Genomic DNA, 21,720 nt, shown 5'->3' on the forward strand with positions numbered 1-21,720 from the left:
CTCCGAACGAGAACCTACCGGTGCCCACTGACAACGCCGTCCGCCGCCCGGGTCCCGCGGGGTGCTACCAGCTGGTACGGCGGCTCAGCTCCCACATCTGCATGACGGTCTGCGGGTCGAGGGCCCGCTCGCCGCCCGCGATGTCCTCGCTGGCCGCGACGTAGAGCTTGCCCTGCCACAGCGGCAGCAGCCGGACGTCCTGCACCATGATCTCCTGCGCCTGCGTGAACTCGTCCGTGACGGCCGCGCGGTCGCTCTCGCGCCGGGACTTCGGGAGGAGCTCGTCGGTGATCTCAGGGCTGACGTAGGGCGTGCCGAGGACGTTCTTCTTGCCCACGAAGGGGGCGATGAAGTTGTCCGGGTCGGGGAAGTCGGGGAACCAGCCGCGGCCGAAGACCGGGTACTCGCCCTTCTGGTAGCCCGCCTGGAACTCCTTCCACGGCTTGCCGTGGAGGGTGACCTCGAACAGCTCGGAGGCCTCCAGCTGGCGCTTGAGCTCGGCGAACTCGGGCGCGGTGGAGGAACCGTAGCGGTCGGTGGTGTACCAGAAGTCCAGCTTCACGGGCTCGGTGATGCCGGCGGAGCGCAGGATGCTCTTGGCCTTGGCGGCGTCGGGCGAGCCGAAGCGGTCGTAGAACTTGGTGGTGTGACCGGCGATGCCCTTGGGAACCATCGAGTACAGCGGCTCGGCGGTGCCCTGGTAGACCTTGTTGACCAGTTCGTCGCGGTTGACGAGCTGGGCGATGGCCTTGCGGACGGCGAGCTTGGCGACCGAGGAGTCCTTGGTGTTGAAGACCAGGTAGCGGATGTCCGCGCCGGTGGACTCGACGAGCTGGAGGCCCTGGTTCTCCGGCGTGTCGGCCTGGAGGTCGACGACCTCGGCCGCGGTCAGACCGCGGTAGGTCGCGTCGATCTCCTTCTTCTTCAGGGCGGCGACCATCGGCTCGGACTCCTTGAAGTACCGGATGGTCACGCCGCCGTTCTTGCGGTCGGCGAAGCCCTTGTAGCTCTGGTTGCGGCTGAGCTCGGCCTTCTCGCCCTCGGTGTACGAGTCGAGGACGTACGGGCCGGAGCCGACCAGCTTGCCGTCCTCACGGAGCTTGTCCGCCGGGTACTCGGCCGGGTCGACGAGGGACATGGCCGGCGTGGCGAGGACGAAGGGGAAGGTCGCGTCGGGCTGGTTGAGCCGGAAGACCACCGTCTGGGGGTCGACCACGTCGATCTTGTCGAGCGAGCCCAGCATGCCGTTGGGGCCGCCCTCGACGTCGATGGTGCGGATCCGCTCGATCGAGTACTTGACGGCCTCGGCGTCCAGCTTGTGACCGTTGGAGAAGGTCAGTCCGTCGTGGATGCGGCACTCGTAGACCCGGCTCGAGGAGCCCTGCTTGAAGGCGCAGTCGGCGGCGTCCGGCTTCGGGATGGTGCTGCCGGTCGGAAACGCGACGAGGGTCTGGAAGACATTCCGGAAGAGTTCCCAGGAATTGTCCCAGGCGGCCGCCGGATCGAGGGTCGTGGGAGAACTCGTCGTCCCCACGACGATTCTCTGGTCAGCTGTGGATTCACTGTCCGAAAACACACCGCATCCGGACAGCAGGGATATGGACGCAAGGGCTGCAGCGGCCTGCAGACTGGTCCGGTTGAACACGTGCACGCTCCTCGTTCAGCCTGGGGTCGGCCGACCATACCGCAGCGCCCCGCCAGGTCAATGCGCTGCCCTGGCGGGGCACTCGAGGCATTTCTCGTATAACCGGGGCCAAACCGGTCAAGAATTCAGCAGGGTGTCCGGATATCGGTCACCCGACACCGGCGTTCAGGAAAATGCCGCCGTCGACGACCAGTGTCTGACCGGTGATCCAGTCCGACTGGGACGAGGTGAGGAAGGCGGCGGCGCCGCCGACGTCGCGCGGCTCGCCCAGCCGGCCGAGCGGGTAGGCGGCGGCCGCCTCGACCTCCCGGCCCTCGTAGAGCGCGGCGGCGAATTTCGTCTTCACCACGGCCGGCGCGATCGCGTTCACACGGACCGTCGGCGCGAATTCGTGCGCCAGCTGGAGAGTGAGATTGATCATGGCCGCCTTGCTGATTCCGTATGCGCCGACGAACGGCGATGCGGCGATTCCGGCGACCGAGGCGATGTTCACGATCGCCCCTCCGTGATCCTTCTGCCACGCCCGGTACGTCTGCTGGGCGAAGCCGAGGGCCGAGATGACGTTGGTCTCGAAGACCTTGCGGGCGACGTTCAGGTCCATCTCGGCGATCGGGCCGAAGACCGGGTTGGTGCCCGCGTTGTTGACCAGGAAGTCGACCCGGCCGAAGGCCTCCATGGTGGCCTCGACCGCGGCGGCCTGGTGGGCCTCGTCGTGGGCCTTGCCGGGGACCGCGATGACCCGGTCGGCGCCGAGCCGCTCCACGGCCTCCTTGAGGGCGTCCTCGCCCCGCCCGGTGATGCAGACCCGGTCGCCGCGGGCCACCAGGGCCTCGGCGACGCCGTAGCCGATGCCCCGGCTGCCGCCGGTGACCAGGGCCACCTTGCCCGAGGGCTCGGGCAGTTCCTTCGCGCTCATGACTGTGCCTCCTCCGCGTCGCGGGTCAGTTGAGCGGGCCGCCGGCCACGTACATGACCTGGCCGGAGACGAAGCCGGCGTCGTCGCCCGTGAAGAAGGCGATGGCGTTGGCGACGTCCTCGGGGCGGCCGACGCGCTGCACCGGGATCATGGACGCGGCCGCGGCCTGGAACTCCTCGAAGCCCATGCCGACGCGCTCGGCGGTCTGCGCGGTCATCTCGGTGACGATGAAGCCGGGGGCGACGGCGTTGGCGGTGATGCCGAACTTGCCGAGCTCCTTGGCGAGGGTCTTGGTGAAGCCCTGCAGACCGGCCTTGACGGCCGAGTAGTTGGCCTGGCCGCGGTTGCCGAGCGCCGAGGAGGAGGAGAGCGAGACGATCCGGCCGAAGCCCGCGTCCACCATGTGCTTCTGACAGGCCTTGGCCATCAGGAACGCGCCCTTGAGGTGCACGTTCATCACGGTGTCCCAGTCGGACTCGGACATCTTGAAGAGCAGGTTGTCGCGGAGCACACCGGCGTTGTTGACGAGGATGGTGGGCGCGCCGAGCTCGGCGGCGACCCGCGCGATCGCGGCCTCCACCTGGGCGCTGTCGGAGACGTCGCAGCCGACGGCGAGCGCGGTGCCGCCCGCGGCGGTGATCTTCTCGACGGTGTCCTTGCAGGCCGCCTCGTCGAGGTCGAGTACGGCCACGGCGCGGCCCTCGGCCGCGAGCCGGATCGCGGTGGCGGCTCCGATGCCCCGCGCCGCACCGGTGACGACGGCTACGCGCTGCTCGGTGGTGGACATGCTTGTTCTCCTCGCCCTTGGATCGTCCCTGAGTACGGTCCCTACCGCGCGGCCCGCCCGCTCCCCCGGGCAACCGCCCTTCGGAGAGGTGAGCGACCGCTTAGTATCGCCCGCAGGACGAGACGCTAGAAGCCCTGGCACCCGGTGTCAACGGCCCACCGGGTGCACAGGATCACTCCGCGTCGCCGGCGACGGGTCAGCGCACGAGGAGGTCGAGCAGGCGTTCCACCTCGGCCTCGGGGTCGGCGGTCAGGCCGGTATGCACCGGGCCGGGCTGGACCACGGTCGAGCGCGGGGCGATCAGCCAGCGGAAGCGCCGGCCGGCGTCGTCCCGGGCGGCCTGGCCGGCGGCCTCGCCGCCCGTGCAGACCCCCTCGACCGCGTGCAGCGCCGCCCGTACGCCGGTGACGTCGGCGTGCGGGTCCAGGGCGGCCAGCTTGGCCTCGTCCAGATGGGTGCGGGCGGCCACGAAGGAACGGGCGCGGCAGTAGACGACCACGCCCGCGTTGAAGCACTCGCCGCGCTCGACGCGCGGCACCACGCGCAGCAGCGCGTACTCGAAGACGTCGCGGTCGGTCACGTGGTGCTGTCCTTCTGGGCGGGGCGGGGGGCGAGGCGTTCGGCGAGCCAGCCCGGGGGCTGCTGCGGGCGCCGCTCGGTGCGCGGGCCCAGGGTGATGCGCTCGTGGATGGTCGCGGCGCGCGGCAGCAGCGCCTCGACGTAGGCGGCGCGCAGTTCGTCGGTGCCGGAGAAGCCGGGCTCGTCGACCAGCCACTCGTCGGGCACGTCCGCGGCGACCTCCTCCAGGAGCTCGCGGGTGACGAGCGGGGCGAGCTCGGCGGCCGCGGCGGCGACGTCGGGCGAGAAGCGCGCGAGGGCGTGGTCGGAGGCGTCGTACGGCTTCGCCGCGGAGGCCTGGGCACCGGGCCAGTTGTGGTGCCAGATCATCGTGGCGCCGTGGTCGATGAGCCACAGGTCCCCGTGCCAGACCAGGAGGTTCGGGTTGCGCCAGGAACGGTCGACGTTGTTGATCACCGCGTCGAACCAGACGACGCGCCCGGCCTCCTTCGGGTCGACCTCGTAGGCGAGCGGGTCGAAGCCGAGCGACCCGGGCAGGAAGTCCATGCCGAGGTTGAGCCCGCCGCTCGCCTTGAGGAGCTCCTGCACCTCCTGGTCGGGCTCGGAGAGTCCGATGACGGGATCGAGCTCGATGGCGACGAGTTCCGGCACCCGCATCCCGAGCCGCCGGGCCAGCTGCCCGCAGATGACCTCGGCGACGAGGGTCTTGCGCCCCTGCCCGGCGCCCGTGAACTTCATGACGTACGTGCCGAGATCGTCGGCCTCGACGATCCCGGGGAGCGAGCCGCCCTCACGCAAGGGCGTGACATAGCGGGTCGCTGTCACTTCGGTAAGCATCGGCCCAGGCTATGCCCCGCCCTCCGGTGCCCGCGGCCTCCCCCACCACCTGGTCGCGCCGCCCTGCCGGCGCGCAGCACTCCGTACCACCACGGCGTGAAGAGCGCGTCCTCATTCCTCCTGCGTCCTCACTCCTCCTGCGTCCCGGTCTTCCCGCTCCGGCCTCGCTCGGGCGTGGCGGTACGGGACGTGGCGGTACGGGCCGCGGCCGTGTGGGCGCGGATCTCCTCCGTGGCGGCGCGGAAGGCCGGCGCGGCGCGGGCGAAGTAGTCGAAGAGCAGGGCCCGTTGCTCGGGCGTGTAGCGGGAGAGGACCTCGGCGAGGTGGCGGCGGGCCGGCCCCACGACCTCCTCGACGCGCTCCAGCGCGTCGGGCACCGGCTCGACGATCACACGCCTGCGGTCGCGGGGATCGGCGGCGCGGCGGGCGAAGCCGGCCTTCTCGAGCCGGTCGATGAGCCGGGTCGTCGCGCCCGTGGTGAGTCCGGTTCTGGCGGCGAGCTCTCCGGACGCCAGACCGCCGTGGAAGGCGATCAGGCTCAGCGCGTACCACTCGGAGGTGTGCAGGCCCGCGGCTTCCGCGGCGGCCAGGCCCTGCAGGCCCACCGCGTCCAGGTACTGCCGGAACACCTCGTGTTCGTGCGTGCCGCCCGCCGTGCTTGCCATCGCAGCCCTCGCCTCCTACATTTATCTGCATGCATGCAGATACTGCTCTTGCTCAGTATCTGCCTGAGTCTAACGACTGAGGGAGTGATCCACCATGCGCGAGGAGTGGGACCGGGAGCGGGACGTCGCCGAGGTGAAGGCCGTGCTGGGGGGTCTGGTCGAGGCCTGGGGCCGGCACGACGCCGAGGCGTACGGCGCGCTGTTCACCGAGGACGCCAGCTACGTCACGTACATAGGCACCGTCTATCAGGGGCGCCGCGCCATCGTGGAGGGCCACCGCGCGCTGTTCGCGAAGTTCCTCAAGGGCACCCGGCTCGCCGACGAGATCACCGACGTGCGCTTCCTCGGCCCGGACGTGGCCGTGGTCGGCGGCCGGGGCGACACGTACAAGGGCGGGCGCCGTCCGGAGCGGCCCCGCAAGGTCCAGACGTACACACTGGTCCGCGACGCCGACGGCTCCTGGCGGGTGGCGGCCTTCCACAACACCCGCCGCAAGCCGCTGCTGGAGGCGATCTCCGCCCGGTTCTCCCCCGCACTCGCCCCGGCCGCGGGCCGCTGACGCCGCAAGCCCGGCACCCCCAGGGGGCGCCGGGCTCTGCCGTGCCGGCGTGGCGGTCGCCGTCAGGCGCTGCCGCGGGTGCCGGGCTTGAAACCGGCCCTGGCCGAGCCGACGACCGCGAAGGCCAGGACGGCGAGCGCGAGCAGGACCCACGGGAAGGAGGCGGGGCCGGAGGACTCCAGGAGCAGACCGCCGACCACGCCGCCGCCCGCGACGGCCAGGTTGAAGATGGTGACGAGCATGGACTGGGCCACGTCGGCGCCGTCGCCCGCCGCGTCCGCGATGGCCGTCTGGAGCAGGGTGGGCGCACCGCCGAAGGTGAGGCCCCAGGCCACCACGCCGACGATCACGGCGGCCGGCGAGGAGTGGCCGATGCCGAGGACCAGGGAGGCGGCGGCGAAGCCGGCCAGGCTGACCAGGGTCAGGAGGCGCAGCTTGCGGTCGACGAACAGGCCGGTCAGCCAGATGCCCGCGATGGCGGTGGCCCCGAAGACCAGCAGCATGACGTCGACGCGCTCGCCGAGGCCCGCCTCGCTCAGGAAGGGCGAGATGTAGGTGTAGAGGATGTTGTGGGCGAGGATCCACAGGAAGATCACCGCGAGGATCGGACGGATGCCGGGCGTCACGAAGATCTCGCTGATGGGCTTGCGCTGTTCGACGGCCTGGCCGGGGAAGTCGGGCACCAGGACGCGCACCCAGATCATCAGGGCGAGCGCGACGGCGGACATCACCCAGAAGACGCCCTGCCAGGTGAAGACCGAGCCGAGCCAGGTGCCGAGCGGCACGCCGGCGGTCAGCGCGATGGGCTGGCCGACGCCGACGACGGCGAGGGCGCGGCCCTGCAGGTGCTCGGGCACCAGGCGGCGGGCATAGCCGGCGAGCAGGCCCCAGATCACGCCGGAGGCCATGCCGGCGACGAAGCGCGCGCCGAGCGTGATGCCGTAGTGGGTGGACAGGGCGGTCACGGTGTTGAAGACGAAGAGACCGCCGACGGCGCTCAGCAGCAGCGGCCTGCGCCGCACGCTGCGGGTCGCGGCGATCACCGGGATCGCGGCGATCACGGATCCGATGGCGTAGAGGGTGACGAGCTGTCCCGCAAGGCCTTCCGACACGTCGAGCCCGTGCCCGATCTGCGGGAGCAGACCCGCGGGCATCGTCTCGGTCATGATCGCCAGGAAACCCGCCGCGGTGAACGCCAGCAGTTTCAGGATGGGAAGCCGTTCCTCGGTGGGCGCCGGCTCGGGGCGCAGTGCGGTCGCGGTCGCTTCGCTACGGCCAGTGCTGGTCACGGGAGTTCTCCAGTTTGCCGGGGCCCGTCCGTGTGGGGACGGGCCCCGGCCGTCGGTCGGTCTGTCGGTCTGTCGGTCGGAGGAAGAGAGGGGGCGGAGGGCAGGAGGCAGGGGGCCAGGGGCCAGGAGCCGGGGGCCGGGAGAGATGCGGGCCGGCGGCGGCTCAGTGCTCCGAGAGCAGGGAGCCGTGGCCGTGGATCCGGTCCTGGATGCCGTTCTGCCGCAGCGCGTGCCAGTACAGGACGGCGTTGTTGGAGAGGACGGGCTTGCCGGTCCAGAACTCGGCGACCGCGGCGACCCGCGCCATGGCCACGTTGGTGCCGACCTGGACGATCGCGTCGACGTCCGGGCCGTCGATCTGCTGGATCACGTCGCGCAGTTCGGTCTCGGAGACGTGCGAGATCCTGGCGGGGCTCGGCATGCCGAGGCCCTGGATGCGCACGACGTCGTAGCCGCTGTCCTTGAAGAAGCGGCTGACGGAGTCGTCGCCGACGGGCAGGTACGGCGTGATGACGGCGATCCTGCGGGCTTCGTAGGCGGTGAGCGCGGCCTTGATGGCGTCGGGGCTCATGATGACGGGCAGACCGCCGGCGGCCTCGCGCAGGGAGGCGAGGACGCGCTCGTGGGAATCGGGTCCGTCCCAGTAGCTCTCCGGGGAGACGCCGATGATCACGGTGTCGGGGCTGCAGCTGACGACGCTCTTGACGGCCGGGTGGGTCGAGTCGCGGATGCTGTGCATCACGTGGTCGAAGCCGGGCTCGTCGACCATGGAGTCGTCGCCGATCACCATGCGGCCGATGTGGTTGGTGACCTGGTGCGGGCGCAGGGCCTCTAGTTCGGGCTGGGCCGAGGTGTTGGTCGAGGGGACGACGACGCCGACCTTGAGTCGGGGGCCGAGGGAGTCGGTCATGGCGGGTGCCTCTCGGAGAGGTTCTGGTGAGTTCGGGCGGCGGACCGGCGGTTCGCGGCGGGGCCGGCTCAGGCGGAGCGGTAGTCCGGTCGCTTGATGAGGCGGTCGGCCAGAGCGGTGATCCGGGGTGCGAAGACCCGGTCCTGCCAGTCCTGCCGGTCCACGGGGTGCAGGGAGATCGAGACGGCTCCGTCGTAGGTCGAGAAGTGCTCGACGACGACCTCGGACAGGGCCTTGGCCAGCCGGTCCTTCTGCTCGTCGGTGAATTCCCTGCCGTAGTAGGAAATGTCCAGGTGCGGCACGAGGCGCTCCAGGGGCGTGGCGGACGAAGGGCGTCGGAGGTCCGGCGCCCTGGGGCGCCGGAGGCCGTTACGCGTCGAGCCGGGCTCGGATGGCGGTCACCAGCTCGGTGACGCCGTGCTCCTTGAGGACGCTGTAGTGGTCACCCGCGAGGTCCACGACGGTGGCCGGACGGGCTGCGTATCCGGAGCTGCTCTCGATGAAGGAGTAGTCGTCGCCGGTCGCCTTGAAGATCGTGACCGGTGCGTCCAGCTGACGTTCGTTCAGTTCCCGGAAGTTGTAGTCGAATTCGTAGGTCTCGCCGACGATGCGGGTGATCCTGCGGATCAGCCGCTCGTCCAGGGCGGGTATCCGCTCGTGGACGAAGGCGACGAAGGCGTCCTCGTCGTGGGCGGCCGCCAGGCACTCCTCGACCTCGGGGCCGCTGACCGAGCCGGCGAAGACCGAGTGGAGGATGGTGACGTAGGCGGGGTTGGCGTACGAGGCCTCCCGGCCGTGGCGGTCGGCATCGGCCGCCCGGACCTTGGGGTTGCCGGGGCAGAGCAACAGCAGCTGCTCCACCTTCTCGCCGGCCTGCTCCAGCTGCCAGGCGGCCTCGAAGGCGACGCGGGCCCCGAACGAGTAGCCCCACAGGAGGTACGGGCCTTCGGGCTGGATCCGCCGGATCTCGGCGACGTCGGCCGCCGCCATCTCCTGGACGGTCGGGTACGGCCGCTCGCCCTCGTTGATGCCGTGCGCCTGTACCCCGTAGAACGGCCGGCCGAGGCCGGACTCGCGGCCGAGCAGCCGCAGGTTCATCGGGTAGCCGCCGAGGCCGGGCCAGCAGAACACCGGCGTGGTGACGCCCTCGGCGCCCTTCGGCGTGTCGTCGTGCAGCCGGACGAGGCGTGAGACGGGGGCGCCGCCGGAGCCGTCCGCGATGCGTGCGGCGAGGTCGCCGAGCCTCGGCGCCTCGAAGACGACCTGGAGGGGCAGTCGGGTGCCGAACTCCCGGTTGATCCGGTTGACCAGGGCGACGGCGACCAGCGAGTTGCCGCCGGCCGCGAAGAAGTCGTCCTCGATGGAGACGTCCTCGTACCTGAGGGCCTCGCCCCAGGCCTCCGCGAGCCACCGTTCGTGCGCCGTCGCCGGGGCGACGTACGGGGCACCGCTGCCCGCGGCGCGGACCTGCTCGCTCGCGGCGAGGGTCTTGGCGTCGACCTTGCCGTTGGCCGTCAGCGGCAGGTCGTTCATGACCAGCACCCGGTTGGGGATCATGTAGTCGGGCAGGAAGCCGGCCAGTTCCTCCTTGATGATCTCGGCCGGGCCCTTGGTGTGCACGGCGTCCTCGTTCATGCCCTCGCTGCGGATCTGCTCCTCGCTGACCCGGCCGCCGAGGAAGAAGTACGAGGGACCGCTGTCGATGCCCGCGGAGGCGAGGATCTCGTCGATCCGGCGCGCGGCGGGCAGCGGGTTGCCGGACTTGGAGCTGTATCCGGAGGACATGAGGCCGAGGGAGAGCCCGTTGCGCTGGAGCCGGTGCAGCTTGGCGCCCATCGCGACGTACTCCAGCCACGGCTCCTCGGCGCGGCTGACGGCGGTGATGCCGAAGGAGGCCCGGTCGTACACGGACTGGTTGATGGCGATGACGTGGCGGCGCTGGATCAGCTCGTCCGAGACGTGCTCGAACTCGCCGTCGCGGAAGCGGTAGTGGCTGCCCGGCAGGCCGGCGACGCGGCCCGGGTGGGCCTGGACGTAGATCTCGGTGGGGTCCTGGCGGGGTTCGCCGTCGTTCGGGTGGATCTCGAAGGTGCCGAGGTAGTAGTCCTCGTCGGCGACGTCGAGCCGGTCCTTGACCGCCGGGAAGAAGCCCGCGGGCCGGACGGTGAGTCCGTACTCGGGGAGCACCTCCTCGAAGACGCCGACCATGTGCCCGGCCTCGAACTCCAGGACTTCCTGGATGTTGTTGGCGTAGACGGGCTCGATGGCCCGCTTCTTGCCGAGGAAGTGGACGTGCAGGGCGGGGCCCGTCAGGTCCGTGCCGGCGATCCGCACCAGGGTGTGGTCGACGGGGTGGTGGTAGTACACGCCCGGCTCGATCCCGGCGACGCCGCTGAGCTCCAGATACGTCTGGGTGGCGTAGAGGGCGCCCGGCGAGGCGTACGCGTACTTCGGCAGCAGGCGCTCGGTGGAACGGAAGGCGCCGAACCAGCGGAGGATTTCGCCCAGTTCGGGCAGGGAGAGTTCGCCGGGTCCGCGGCTGTGGCCGTCGGCGGGAGGCTGCGCGAGGAGCTTCAGCAGGTCCTCGCGGGCGACCTCGCCGCCGTCGTAGAAGCGGTAGGTCTTGCGGGCGAAGGCCTCCCGGCGCTGCCGCGCGGAGGCCTCGCGGCCCGGCAGGTCGAGGACCGCGCGGCCGGCCAGTTCCTCCGGGTCGCGCAGACCGGCGTTGGAGAGCTGCGCCTTGACCTGGAGCTTGCTGGCCTTGGACTGGTGGTGGCTGCCGTGGTTGCCCTGGTCCATCAGGGCCGCCTCGCGCGGGTTCAGTTCGATGCAGGCCACCAGGTTCTGGAAGCCGGTGCGCGGGTCGTCGGTGACGACGGCGGCGGCGCGCCGGACCCAGGCGTGTTCCTCGATGGCGAGCGAGATCTCGTCGAGTTCCACGCGGTAGCCGCGCAGCTTCACCTGGTTGTCGGCGCGACCCGCGCAGGTGATGGTGCCGTCCTCGTTCCAGTAGGCGAGGTCACCGGTCTTGTAGAGGCGCTCGGTGGGGACGAAGGGTGACGGGATGAATCGTTCCGCCGTGAGGTCGTCCCGGTGCAGGTAGCCGCGGGCCAGCTGGACGCCGCCGATGTAGAGCTCGCCCGTGGTGCCGATGTCGACGGGTCTGAGCTCCTCGTCGAGGATGAAGCACGGGGTGTTGTCGACGGGCACGCCGATCGGCACGGATCCTGCACCGTCGCCCAGCGAGTCGGGGTCGACCAGGCACGCGGTGGCGTTGATGGTCGTCTCGGTGGGCCCGTACAGGTTGACCAGCGAGATCCACGGCAGCTCGGTCAGGAGCGTGCGGGCGAGCCGCTGCGAGAGCGCCTCGCCGCCGGAGAACACCCGCCGCAGGGTGGTGCAGGAGCGGAACTCCTCCAGGTCGGCCAGGGCCTGGAGGAGCGTGGGCACGCCCTGCAGGGTGGTGACGCGGTGCCGGTTGACGGCGGCGATCAGCGCCTCGGGATCGCGGTAGATGCCGGGAGCGCCGACCACGACCCTGGCTCCGACGGCGGGCGCGAGGATCTCCCACTGGGCGGCGTCGAAGCTCATCGGCGTCTTCTGCAGGACGGTGACGTGGCTGCCGAGGTGGCCGAAGGAGTGCATCCAGCGCAGCTGGGACACGATGCTGCGGTGCTCGATCATCACGCCCTTGGGCTTGCCGGTGCTGCCCGAGGTGTAGATGACGTACGCGAGGGAGTCCGGGCGCGGTCCGGTCGGGTGCGCGCCCCGCTGTTCCGGCACCCGTGCGGCCGGCGGCTCGCCGGGCGCCGGGCCGCCCGCCCCACCCGCGCCGGTACGGCCGCCGGCGCGGCCCGTCCCGCAGTGCGGGACCTCGTCGAGCGGGGCGTCCGGGAGGTCCGTGAGGGTGACGATCCGGGTGCCCGCGGGGGCGATCGCGGCCAGCCGCTCGCGCAGGTGCTCCTGGGTGACGATCACCCGGGTGCGGCTGTTCTCGATCATGTAGCGGAGCCGGTCCTCCGGGTACTCCGGGGACAGCGGCAGGTAGGCGGCCCCGGCGAACAGGATTCCCCAGGCTCCTGTCATCAGGTCCAGCGACGGTTCGGTGTACAGGCCGACACAGTCGTCGACCGAGACGCCGAGCCCGTGGAGGTGGGCGGCGAGCCGGCCGCTGGAGTCGGTGAGCTCGCGGTAGGTCAGACGGCGGTCGTCGGCGACGACCGCCACGGCCTCGGGCCGCGCCACGGCCTGCTGTTCCAGCAGACCCGGCAGGCAGGCTCCGTCTTCCAGACGTAAGCCGTAAGCGGGCGCGACGGACTGAACGGGTGCCACGTGATTCCCCCATGCGAATGATGTTGATGCCCGGTGGTCGGGCTCTCCCCGGCTGCCGTCGTGCGGGACGGGTGCGGGGGCCTTCGCGGCGCCACCGGCTGCGGGGAGAGGGTCGGCAATCCCGTGCCGGATGGCGGTGCACGAGTGGCCCGGTGTGGTGCCCGAGACACTCAGTGCCGCGTCGACGACTCGAGGTAAGCACACCTTCCGGCGGGCAGTCACGCCGGGCTATGGAATTTTAACAATCGTTCCAGAATCGCTAACCTGTCGTCATGTCACCTCGCCCCCGAGGCTTCGACCTCGACGACGCACTGGACGCGGCGATGGCCACGTTCTGGGACAAGGGGTTCGCCGGCACGTCCGCCCAGGACCTCGTGGACAGCACGGGTCTGGGCCGCGGCAGCCTCTACAACACCTTCCACAGCAAGCGCGGCCTGTTCGAAGCGGCGCTGCGGCGGTACGACGAGGAGTGCACCAGAAAGCTGGTGCAGCAGCTCGAGGAGGGCGAGGGCCCGGCGCGGGACCGGATCCGTGCGGTCCTGACGAGCGTCGTCGACGAGGAGACCGCGGAGCATCCCGAGCACCGCGGCTGCCTGGTCGTGAACACCGCGATGGAGCCGGCCGGCCAGGACCCGGAGATCACCGAGCACGTCCGCAGGACCTTCACCCGCATCCGGACGGCACTGCGCGTCTGTATCGAGCAGGGACAGCGTGACGGCTCGATGCCGGAGGCCGCGGATCCGCAGGCGCTCTCGCTCTCCCTGCTCAACTCCCTGTACGGACTGCGGGTGCTCGGCAGGGTCGGCGACCGCGCGACGCTCACCGCCCTGGTCGACCAGATCCTCGCGCCGCGGCCCTGAGCGCGTTCTCGCGACGCGTCAGGAGGCGGGTGCCCCGTGACCGCCGCCCGTCAGGCTCAGCAGGTTGGCGAGCAGCCCGGGAAAGCGCTGCTCGAAGTCCGGCCGGAGCCTCAGCAGCATGCCCGTGCCGGTGCTGCGCTGGAGGATCAGTCCCGCCTCGCGCAGCACCTTCCAGTGGTACGAGCGGGTGGACTTGGCGCCGGGCAGGTCGAGGGCCGTGCAGGCCACCTCGGCGTCCGGCGTGCGGGCCAGTCTGACGACCACGCCACGGCGGTGCCGGTCGGCCAACGCCGCGTACACCGCGTCGAGTTCGACGGTGTCCAGCGTTGGATGGAACAGCTCGACGGGCATCGGGAACCTCTTCGTTGCGACGACTTGACATATGCGTGTCGACGCGCCGCGAAACGTTGTGGGCGCGTCGCCCGCCTGCCTAAGGTAGCCCGGTACGAATATTTTCGAACCGCTCGCGGTGCCGCCGCCTCCCGCGCGGGGCCGCGCGTACGCCGAACCACCTTCTAGGAGTCCGGACATGACCACCGCACAGCCGGTCATCGCAGTCCTCGGCACCGGCATCATCGGCGCCCCCGTCGCCCGCAACCTCGCACGGAGCGGACTCGCGGTCCGCGCGTGGAACCGCACGCGCGCCAAGGCCGAGGCGCTCGCCGCCGACGGCGTCCACGTCGCCGACAGCCCGGCCGAGGCCGTCGACGGCGCGGACGTGGTGCTGACCGTCCTCAACGACGGCCCCCGTGTCCTGGAGGCCGTCCGGGCCGCGGCGCCGAAGCTCGCCCGGGGCACCGTCTGGGTGCAGGTCTCCACCGTGGGCGAGGCCGTCGACGAGCTCGCCGCGTTCGCCGACGAGGCCGGTCTGGTCTTCGTCGACGCCCCGGTCCAGGGCTCGCGCCGGCCGGCCGAGCTGGGCAGCCTCGTCGTCCTGGCCGCCGCCCCCGAGAGCGTGCGGCCCACCGTGCAGCCGCTGTTCGACACCATCGGCGCCCGCACGGTGTGGGTCGGCGAGGACGGCACGAGCGGCGCGGCGAGCCGGCTCAAGCTGGTGCTGAACGTCTGGGTCGGCGCCCTCACTCACGGCGTGGGCGAGGCCCTGGCGCTCGCGGAGCGGCTGGGCGTCGCCCCGGAGCACTTCGTGGACGTCGTCTCCGGCGGCCCCATGGACAGCGGCTTCTTCCAGGGCAAGTCCGCCGCGATCCTGAACCGGGACTGGACCCCGCAGTTCTCCGTCGACAACTCCGAGAAGGACGCCAGGCTCGTCCTGGAGGCCGCCGAGCGCGTCGGCGTCCGCCTCGACGCCACCGAGGCCGGCCACCGCCGCTTCCGGCGCGCCGTGGAGCAGGGCCACGGCGACAAGGACATGGCGGCGGGCTGGTTCGCCGCCTTCGACGCCTGACCGCGGAGTGAGTCACCGGCAGGCGGGCGTCACGGATAGGACACGACCGTCGACGGGACGGTCTGCGTCCCCGAGGTCGGCGCCCCGGTGTCGTTGATGACGTGTTCGTACTGGCCGTTGCCGCCGAGCGAGACGACGAGCAGGCTGTGGAAGCGCACGCCGGGCTTCACCGGTGCCCGGAAGCCGTGGTTCTGACGGATCGTCGGATCGACGTTGTAGTAGCAGTAGCTGCCGAGCCCCCATCCCTCGTGGGTGGTCACGGAGTCGTCGACGCGGTAGGCGGCGTAGCCCCGGACCGTGCCGTTCTGGATGGCGGCCTGGTTCGGGGCGTCGTAGGCCTTCTCGTTCTGGAAGAAGATCGTGCGCCCCCGCTCGCCGAACCACTCGACGTCGTACTTGTTGAAGTGCTCCACGAACAGGCCGGTGGCGAGCACGTCGTCGCCGTTGACGCGGACGCCGTAGTCGGCCCGGTTGGTCTCCCAGCCGACGCCTTCGCCGTGGTCGGCACGCCACACCCAGGTGTGATCGACGATGGTGTCGTCGCTGTTGACGACCATGCTGGTGGTGGCCTTTCCGGGGCCGGCGCCGCCGATGCGGATGTACACGTCCTGGACGGTGGTCGGGTTCGCCGCGTGGTCGGCGGAGGCGCCCTGCGGGCCGATCTCCAGGAGGGTGGGCGAGTTGACCGGGCCGGCGTCGATCAGGAAGCCGGCGAGCCGGACGCCGTCGACGTCGGCGACCCGCAGGGCGGTGACGCCGTTGTCGGGGACGATCGTGGCGAGGCCGAGCCCGAGCACGATGGTGCCGGGCCGGTTGATCTCGACCGTGCGGTCGACGTGGTAGACGCCCGGGGTGAACAGCAGGTGGAGGCCCTGCGTGACGGCCCGGTTGATGGTGGCGGCGGTCGTGCCGGGCTTGACGACGTAGAAGCGGCTCAGCGGTATCGACTCGCCCTGCGGGGTGCCGGCCCAGCTGACGCCGCGGGCGGCGGTGCGCTTCGCCGGCGCGAAGACCTTGAACTCGCCGCCCTCGTAGTGGAGGAAGGGCTTCTCCCGGGAGACGGGCGTGGTGTCGAGGGTGGTGTACTTCGGCTCGGGGAAGGCGTTCGCGGGCGCGCCCTCGACGCCCGAGAAGACCTGGTTCCACACGGAGTTGGACCAGCCGCCGACGGCGCTGTCCCGGGTGTACCACTGCTGCTGCGAGTAGTTGCCGATCTGTCCGTCGATCCGGCTGTCGGCGATGTACCCGCCGCTCGCCCAGCCGTAGCCGGTGGGTGACAGGTCGAGTCCGCCCTTCACGTGCATGCGGCGGAAGGACGAGGCCTGGGAGACGGCCCAGCGGTCGGTGCCGCTGACCGGGGCGAGGGCCAGGTTCTCCGCCGAACGCCAGAAGTTCTGGGTGGCGTTGCCGTTGAACCAGCCCGCGTCGACGGTCACGTCGCCGTTGATCGTGGTGTCGTCGGGCCGCAGTCCGAGCCCGGCGATCTGGGTGTAGAAGCCGAGCTGTGCGTTCAGTCCGTGGTACGTGCCGGGCTTGAGGAGGAAGGCGTGCCGGCCGGTGCCGAACTGCGCCGACTCCTGCTGCCGGAACACCTCGTCGAGGGTGGCCTGGAGGCCGGGCGTCGACGGGTCGAAGACGTGGACGTTCGGCCCGAGGTCGCCGCCGCCCGGCAGGGGTGTGCCGCCGTCGCCGGTGCCGTACACCTGGAACTCCCAGAGCGAGTAGCCCCAGCCCGTCGCGCGGGTCAGGCCGGTGAGGCGGACGTGACGGGCGGTGCCGGAGACGGGCAGGGACTCGGTGCCGCCCCGGCCGTTCGTGGTGGCGTACGCGGTGGTCCAGTCGGTGCCGTCGAGGGAGGTCTCGATGCGGTACGCCGTGCCGTAGGCGGTCTCCCAGCGCAGGTCGATCCGGCTGAGGGCGGCCGGGGCGCCGAGGTCGATCCGGATCCACTGCGGGTCGGCGAAGGCACTGGACCAGCGGGTGCCGGGGTCTCCGTCGACGGCGGCCGCGGCGGGGGTGCCGGCGTTCTCCTGGCTGGAGGCGGTGACGGGCCGGCCCTGCGACAGCAGGACGGGCGCGGCCTCCGCCTCGGCGGCCGGGGCGAGCGCGAGCAGGGCGCCGAGCAGGGCGGTGACGAGGGCGAGGGCACCGGCGCGGATGCGGCGGATGCGGCGGGGAGTGCGGGGTCGGGAGCGGGGCGGGGCCGTGCGTGGCGCGTGGCGGAACATGGCGGCTCCTTGTCGGGTGGAAGGTGGGGTCAGCCGGTCCGCGTCCGGTGGGCGCGGATGATGTCCGCGTACCGCCGGCCGCTCGCCTTGACCGTCCGGCGCTGGGTCGCGTAGTCGACGTGCACCAGGCCGAACCGCTTGTCGTAGCCGTAGGCCCACTCGAAGTTGTCGAGCAGGGACCAGGCGTAGTAGCCGGCCAGCGGGGCGCCCTTGCGCAGGGCGCGGGCGCAGGCCGCGAGGTGCTGTTCCAGGTAGCGGGCGCGTTCCGGGTCGTCGATCCGCCCGTCCGGCGCGACGGTGTCGGGGAAGGCGGAGCCGTTCTCGGTGACGTACAGCCGGGAGACGCCGTACTCCTCGGTGAGCCGCAGCAGGAAGGCCTCCAGGCCGCCGGCGTCGATCTGCCAGTCCATGCCGGTGCGGGGCACGCCCGGCAGCCGTACCTCCCGGGCGTACGGGACGGGGCCGGCCGGGTCGTCGGCGACGGTGACCGGGAAGTAGTAGTTGAGGCCGTGCCAGTCGAGGGGCGCGGCGATGGTCTCGGCGTCGCCCGGCCTCTCGGGCAGCTCGACCCCGTACAGCTCGCGCAGGTCGGCGGGGAAGCCGCGGCCGTAGACCGGGTCGAGCCACCAGCGGTTGGTGTGGCCGTCGGCGCGGACGGCGGCGGCGACGTCCTCGGGCCGGGTGGAGGCGGGTTCGACGGTGGAGTGGTTGGTGACGAGCCCGACCCGGGCGCCGGGCGCGGCGGCGCGGACGGCCGCGGTGGCGAGGCCGTGGCCGAGGAGCAGGTGGTAGGAGGCGCGGACGGCGGCGGTGAGGTCGGTCCAGCCGGGCGCCATCCGCCCTTCCAGGTGGCCGATCCACGCGGAACAGAGCGGTTCGTTGAGGGTGGCCCACTGGCCGACCCGGTCGCCGAGGCGGGCCGCGACGACGGAGGCGTAGTGCGCGAAGCGCTCGGCGGTGGCGCGCTCGGTCCAGCCGCCGCGGGCGGTCTCGGTGCGGTCCTGGAGGGCTTGCGGCAGGTCCCAGTGGTAGAGCGTGACGGAGGGGGTGACGCCCGCGTCGAGCAGGCCGTCGACGAGCCGGTCGTAGAAGTCGAGTCCGGCGGTGTTCACCGGGCCGTCGCCGCCGGGCAGGACGCGGGGCCAGGCGACGGACAGCCGGTAGGCGTCGGTGCCGAGCTCCTTCATGAGGGCGATGTCCTCGGGCCAGCGGTGGTAGTGGTCGCAGGCCGTGTCGCCGTGGTCGCCGTTGTCGGTGGCGCCGGGCGTGTGGGCGAAGGTGTCCCAGATGGAGGGGGCCCGGCCGTCCTCCGCGACGGCGCCCTCGATCTGGTAGGCGGAGGTGGCCGTGCCCCAGGCGAAGCCCGCCGGGAAGGCGTCGAGGTCGAGGGTGGCGCTGTCGGGCTCGGACACGAAGTCCCTTTCTGTGGGCGAGATCTGATGCGGGGTATGAAGGCTTCGCCGGGTGGTCATTTGACGGCACCGGCGGTCAGTCCGGCGACGAGGTAGCGCTGGAGGAGCAGGAAGCCCGCCACGACGGGGACGCTGACCACGAGGGAGGCGGCCATCACCTGGTTCCAGTAGACGTCGTTCTGGGTGGCGTAGCCCTGGAGGCCTACGGCGAGGGTGCGGGTGGTGTCGTTGGTCATGACGGAGGCGAAGAGGACCTCGCCCCAGGCGGTCATGAAGGCGTAGACGGCGACCGCGACGATGCCGGGCAGGGCGGCCGGGACGATCACGCGGAACAGGGCGCCGACCGGGCCGCAGCCGTCGACCTTGGCGGCCTCGTCGAGCTCGCGCGGGATCGAGTCGAGGTAGCCGACGAGCATCCAGACGGAGAACGGCAGCGAGAAGGTCAGATAGGTGAGGACCAGTCCGCCGCGCGACCCGAAGAGGGCGATGCCGGTGGCGTTGCCGATGTTGACGTAGAGGAGGAAGAGCGGCAGGAGGAAGAGGATGCCTGGGAACATCTGGGTGGACAGGACGGTCACGGTGAAGACCCGGCGGCCGCGGAAGTCGTAGCGGCTGACGGCGTACGCGGCGAAGACGGCGACGGTCACCGAGCACACGGTGGCGGCGCCGGCGACGATCAGCGAGTTCACGAAGTAGTCGGCGAGGGGCACGGTCCGCCAGATGTCGGCGTAGGGGCGCAGGGTGAGCCCGCTGGGCCACCAGCGGAACTTCCCGGAGACGTCCTCCAGCGGTTTGAGGGAGCTGGACACCATCACGTACACCGGCAGCAGCACGAAGGCGGTGAGCAGGCTGAGGACGATGCGCCGGGTCCACAGGAACGAGCGGGACGGACGGCCCGCCCGGTGCGGCGCGGTCGTCGGGTCAGGCACGGCCGGTCCTCCTTCCGCGCGAGGTGAGGGCCAGGTACAGGCCGGTGACGACGAGCAGGAAGAGCAGCAGGAGCACGGACATGGCCGATCCGGTGCCGAAGTTCCAGGTCTGGAAGGAGGACTGGTAGATGTGCAGCGAGATCAGGTCCGCCGCCTCGGGAGCCGCCTTGCCGAACAGGACGAAGGGCGTGTTGAAGTCGTTGAAGGTCCACAGGAACAGCACGAGGACGAGGACCTGGTTGACCGGGCGCAGCGCGGGCATCGTGATGTGCCGGATCTGCCGCCAGGTGCCCGCCCCGTCCAGGGCGGCCGCTTCGTAGAGGTCGCGCGGGATGTTCTGCAGGCCGGCGGTGACGGTGAGGAAGGCGAAGGGCCAGCCCTTCCAGACGGAGACCGTGAGCAGCGCCCAGAAGCTGTTGTCGCCGATGAGCCAGAAGGCGGGGCTCTCGCCGATGCCGAGCTGGTCGTGGAGGACGTGGTTGATCAGGCCGTTGTCGCGCTGGAACATGAACGCCCAGGTGATGACGGCGGCGTAGACGGGCAGGGCGTACGGGACGAGGAAGAGGGTGCGCAGCAGGCCGCGGCCGCGGAAGGTGTCCTGGAGGAGGACGGCGGCGGCGGTGCCGAGCAGCCAGCACAGTGCGACCGAGGCCAGCGTGAACACGCAGGTGGTGGCGAAGGACGCGAGCAGGGCCGCGCCGACGGGCGCGTCGACGTCCACGGCGACGGCGAAGTTGTCGAGGCCGGCCCAGGGTGCGGTGGTCCAGTCGCGGATGAAGAACTGGGTGAGCTCCTTGAAGCTCATGACGGCGCCCATGAGCATCGGCACGAGGTGGACGAGGAGTTCGAGCAGCAGGGCGGGCAGGAGCAGCAGGTAGGGCAGCAGAGCGCCGTGCTTGCGGGTGGCGCCGGCGGCGGGGGCGGCGCGGGTGGCGGCCCCGGGGTCGACCCGGGGCGTGACGGTGGCGGTCATGGCGGGTGTCGTGCCTACTTCTTCGGCATCTGCTGCTGCGCCTTGTCGAGCCTGGCGCGTACGGACTCGGTGGTGACCGGGCGGCCCGCGGCGGCGTCGGCGAAGAGTTCCTTGACGGCGGTGCCGACGACGGTCTCGAACTGGGACTCCTCCGGGACCTGCGGCAGGGCGGCGGCGCTCTTGGCGAGGGTGTCGCGGATGACGGCGAGCGCGGGTCCGGAGAAGGCGGGGTCGGACTGGGCGGCCTTGACCGGCGGGACGGAGCCGTAGGCCGCGTTGAGGATCTTCTGCTCGGCGTCGCCGGTCATGAACTTCACGAACTTCAGGGCGCCTTCGCGGTTCCTGGTGTTGCCGAAGACGGCGATGTTGATGCCGGCGACCATGGAGTTGACCTGGGTGCCCTGCCCGGGAGTGCCGGAGGGGACGGGCGCGGGGGCGACGCCCCACTCGTCGGGCTTCATGCCCTGGGCGGCGAAGGTCTGGGCGGCGGTCTGCCACAGCACCATGGCGGTGCGGTTCTTGGCGAAGTCGCCCAGGGACTGGTTCTGGGCGTACTCGGCGTTGCCGGGCGCGACGATCTTCTGGGCGGCCATGAGGTCGACGTACTGCTTGACGGCGGCGACGGCGCCGTCGGAGGTGAAGTCGGCCTTGCCGTCGGGTGTGAAGAAGTCGGCGCCGTGCTGCTTGCCGAGCACGAAGACCTGGTGGATGTTGTTGGCGAGGTTGCCGCCTTCGACGCCGATGGCGGACCTGCCGTCCTTGGCGAGCTTCCGGCCGGCCTCGTTCAGCTCGTCCCAGGTGGCCGGCGGCTTGGTGATGCCGGCGTCGGCGAACATCTTCTTGTTGTAGTAGAGCGCGTAGGCCATGGAGTAGAGCGGCACGGCGGCCGGGTCCTTGCCGGGCGCGCCGGTGGAGCCGAGCGCGGACTCGACGAAGCGGTCCCTGCCGCCGATCGTGGCGAAGTTCTTCTCGTCCCAGGGCAGCAGCGCGCCGCTCGCCTGGAGCGAGGCGCTCCAGGTGTTGCCGATGTTGAGGACGTCGGGGCCCTGGCCGGAGGTGGTGGCGGTGAGGATCCGGTTGAGCAGGTCGGACCAGGGCACGACCTCCAGCCTGACCTTGATGCCGGTCTCCTTCTCGAACTTGTCGAGTTCCGGCTGGAGCACCTTCTTGTCGGCCTCGATGCTCGGGCCCTGGTTGGAGGCCCAGTAGGTGAGCGTCTTCGGCTGCGAGTCCGCACCGCCCGCGCCGTCGGCGGTGCCGCCGCCGCAGGCGGTCGCGGTGAGGGCGAGGGAGAGGGCGACGACGCCGGTGAGCGCGGCTCTGATTCTGCGCATGACTCCTCGGAACCCTTTCGAGGGAGGCTTAATTTAGGACGTGAGTTAAACTCCAAGGGA

At 71.2% G+C, this 21,720-nt stretch carries 19 protein-coding genes; 3 read left to right on the forward strand and 16 right to left on the reverse strand.

The features are described 5' to 3' along the window. Positions 1-64 precede the first annotated feature (64 nt). The 6 genes from ACFVGS_RS03545 to ACFVGS_RS03570 all read right to left on the reverse strand — a co-directional run bounded on the left by ACFVGS_RS03545 (position 65) and on the right by ACFVGS_RS03570 (position 5,429). Positions 65-1,645 (reverse strand): ABC transporter substrate-binding protein, encoded by a 1,581-nt coding sequence (locus tag ACFVGS_RS03545; RefSeq protein WP_384416065.1) that lies wholly within the window; start codon positions 1,643-1,645, stop codon positions 65-67. A gap of 148 nt (positions 1,646-1,793) precedes the next feature. Further along, positions 1,794-2,561 carry an SDR family oxidoreductase gene (locus ACFVGS_RS03550; protein WP_384416068.1) on the reverse strand — a complete coding sequence of 256 codons (768 nt, stop codon included), beginning with the start codon at positions 2,559-2,561 and terminating at the stop codon, positions 1,794-1,796. Between the two features lie 25 nt (positions 2,562-2,586). After that, a complete protein-coding gene (gene fabG, locus ACFVGS_RS03555) occupies positions 2,587-3,348 on the reverse strand; it encodes a 3-oxoacyl-ACP reductase FabG (RefSeq protein WP_384416071.1) in 762 nt (253 codons plus the stop codon). Positions 3,349-3,544: 196 nt separating this feature from the next. Continuing rightward, positions 3,545-3,928 carry a DUF3037 domain-containing protein gene (locus ACFVGS_RS03560; protein WP_384416074.1) on the reverse strand — a complete coding sequence of 128 codons (384 nt, stop codon included), beginning with the start codon at positions 3,926-3,928 and terminating at the stop codon, positions 3,545-3,547. Beyond that, on the reverse strand, positions 3,925-4,764 hold the full coding sequence (locus ACFVGS_RS03565) for a HipA family kinase (RefSeq protein ID WP_384416076.1): 840 nt from the start codon (positions 4,762-4,764) through the stop codon (positions 3,925-3,927). Before ACFVGS_RS03565 ends, ACFVGS_RS03560 begins: the two co-directional genes overlap by 4 nt. Positions 4,765-4,892: 128 nt before the next feature. Beyond that, positions 4,893-5,429, reverse strand: coding sequence for a MarR family winged helix-turn-helix transcriptional regulator (locus tag ACFVGS_RS03570; protein WP_385689963.1), 537 nt, complete (start codon positions 5,427-5,429; stop codon positions 4,893-4,895). 94 nt (positions 5,430-5,523) lie between these two features. On the opposite strand from ACFVGS_RS03570, the gene ACFVGS_RS03575 reads away from it, so the two are divergent. Then, positions 5,524-5,988: an SgcJ/EcaC family oxidoreductase gene (locus ACFVGS_RS03575; protein ID WP_385689966.1), complete on the forward strand. Its 465-nt coding sequence runs from the start codon at positions 5,524-5,526 to the stop codon at positions 5,986-5,988. Between the two features lie 62 nt (positions 5,989-6,050). On the opposite strand, the gene ACFVGS_RS03580 is transcribed toward ACFVGS_RS03575, so the two are convergent. The 4 genes from ACFVGS_RS03580 to ACFVGS_RS03595 all read right to left on the reverse strand — a co-directional run bounded on the left by ACFVGS_RS03580 (position 6,051) and on the right by ACFVGS_RS03595 (position 12,519). Beyond that, the gene (locus tag ACFVGS_RS03580; RefSeq protein ID WP_385689968.1) at positions 6,051-7,277 is read right to left on the reverse strand and encodes an MFS transporter; all 1,227 of its coding nucleotides are present in this window, start codon (positions 7,275-7,277) and stop codon (positions 6,051-6,053) included. 163 nt (positions 7,278-7,440) lie between these two features. After that, the gene (locus ACFVGS_RS03585) at positions 7,441-8,187 is read right to left on the reverse strand and encodes an arylmalonate decarboxylase (protein ID WP_385689971.1); all 747 of its coding nucleotides are present in this window, start codon (positions 8,185-8,187) and stop codon (positions 7,441-7,443) included. A gap of 68 nt (positions 8,188-8,255) precedes the next feature. Continuing rightward, positions 8,256-8,489 (reverse strand): tautomerase family protein, encoded by a 234-nt coding sequence (locus ACFVGS_RS03590; RefSeq protein WP_385689973.1) that lies wholly within the window; start codon positions 8,487-8,489, stop codon positions 8,256-8,258. A gap of 67 nt (positions 8,490-8,556) precedes the next feature. Further along, complete coding sequence (locus ACFVGS_RS03595) at positions 8,557-12,519, reverse strand: amino acid adenylation domain-containing protein (RefSeq protein ID WP_385689976.1); 3,963 nt, start codon at positions 12,517-12,519, stop codon at positions 8,557-8,559. 272 nt (positions 12,520-12,791) lie between these two features. On the opposite strand from ACFVGS_RS03595, the gene ACFVGS_RS03600 reads away from it, so the two are divergent. Continuing rightward, complete coding sequence (locus ACFVGS_RS03600) at positions 12,792-13,379, forward strand: TetR/AcrR family transcriptional regulator (RefSeq protein ID WP_385689979.1); 588 nt, start codon at positions 12,792-12,794, stop codon at positions 13,377-13,379. 18 nt (positions 13,380-13,397) lie between these two features. Here ACFVGS_RS03600 and ACFVGS_RS03605 read toward each other — a convergent pair whose 3' ends face one another. Next, positions 13,398-13,730, reverse strand: a complete 333-nt coding sequence (locus tag ACFVGS_RS03605; RefSeq protein ID WP_384416097.1) for an ArsR/SmtB family transcription factor — start codon at positions 13,728-13,730, stop codon at positions 13,398-13,400. A gap of 178 nt (positions 13,731-13,908) precedes the next feature. Between ACFVGS_RS03605 and ACFVGS_RS03610 the strand changes: the two genes are divergently transcribed. Next, complete coding sequence (locus ACFVGS_RS03610; protein WP_385689982.1) at positions 13,909-14,784, forward strand: NAD(P)-dependent oxidoreductase; 876 nt, start codon at positions 13,909-13,911, stop codon at positions 14,782-14,784. A 29-nt stretch (positions 14,785-14,813) separates the two neighbouring features. On the opposite strand, the gene ACFVGS_RS03615 is transcribed toward ACFVGS_RS03610, so the two are convergent. Genes ACFVGS_RS03615 through ACFVGS_RS03635 form a run of 5 tightly spaced genes read right to left on the reverse strand, consistent with a single transcriptional unit; the run spans position 14,814 to position 21,660 of the window. Next, complete coding sequence (locus ACFVGS_RS03615) at positions 14,814-17,012, reverse strand: discoidin domain-containing protein (RefSeq protein ID WP_385689985.1); 2,199 nt, start codon at positions 17,010-17,012, stop codon at positions 14,814-14,816. Positions 17,013-17,041: 29 nt separating this feature from the next. Next, positions 17,042-18,484, reverse strand: coding sequence for a GH1 family beta-glucosidase (locus tag ACFVGS_RS03620; protein WP_385689988.1), 1,443 nt, complete (start codon positions 18,482-18,484; stop codon positions 17,042-17,044). Next, entirely contained in the window at positions 18,481-19,353 is an 873-nt protein-coding gene (locus tag ACFVGS_RS03625; protein ID WP_385689991.1) for a carbohydrate ABC transporter permease, read from the reverse strand. The genes ACFVGS_RS03620 and ACFVGS_RS03625 overlap by 4 nt, the downstream gene beginning before the upstream one ends. Further along, positions 19,346-20,326: a carbohydrate ABC transporter permease gene (locus tag ACFVGS_RS03630; protein WP_385689993.1), complete on the reverse strand. Its 981-nt coding sequence runs from the start codon at positions 20,324-20,326 to the stop codon at positions 19,346-19,348. The genes ACFVGS_RS03625 and ACFVGS_RS03630 overlap by 8 nt, the downstream gene beginning before the upstream one ends. Positions 20,327-20,340: 14 nt before the next feature. After that, complete coding sequence (locus ACFVGS_RS03635) at positions 20,341-21,660, reverse strand: ABC transporter substrate-binding protein (RefSeq protein ID WP_384416115.1); 1,320 nt, start codon at positions 21,658-21,660, stop codon at positions 20,341-20,343. Positions 21,661-21,720 lie beyond the last annotated feature (60 nt).

The organism is Streptomyces sp. NPDC127114 (assembly GCF_042677525.1).
Taxonomy (GTDB): Bacteria; Actinomycetota; Actinomycetes; order Streptomycetales; family Streptomycetaceae; genus Streptomyces.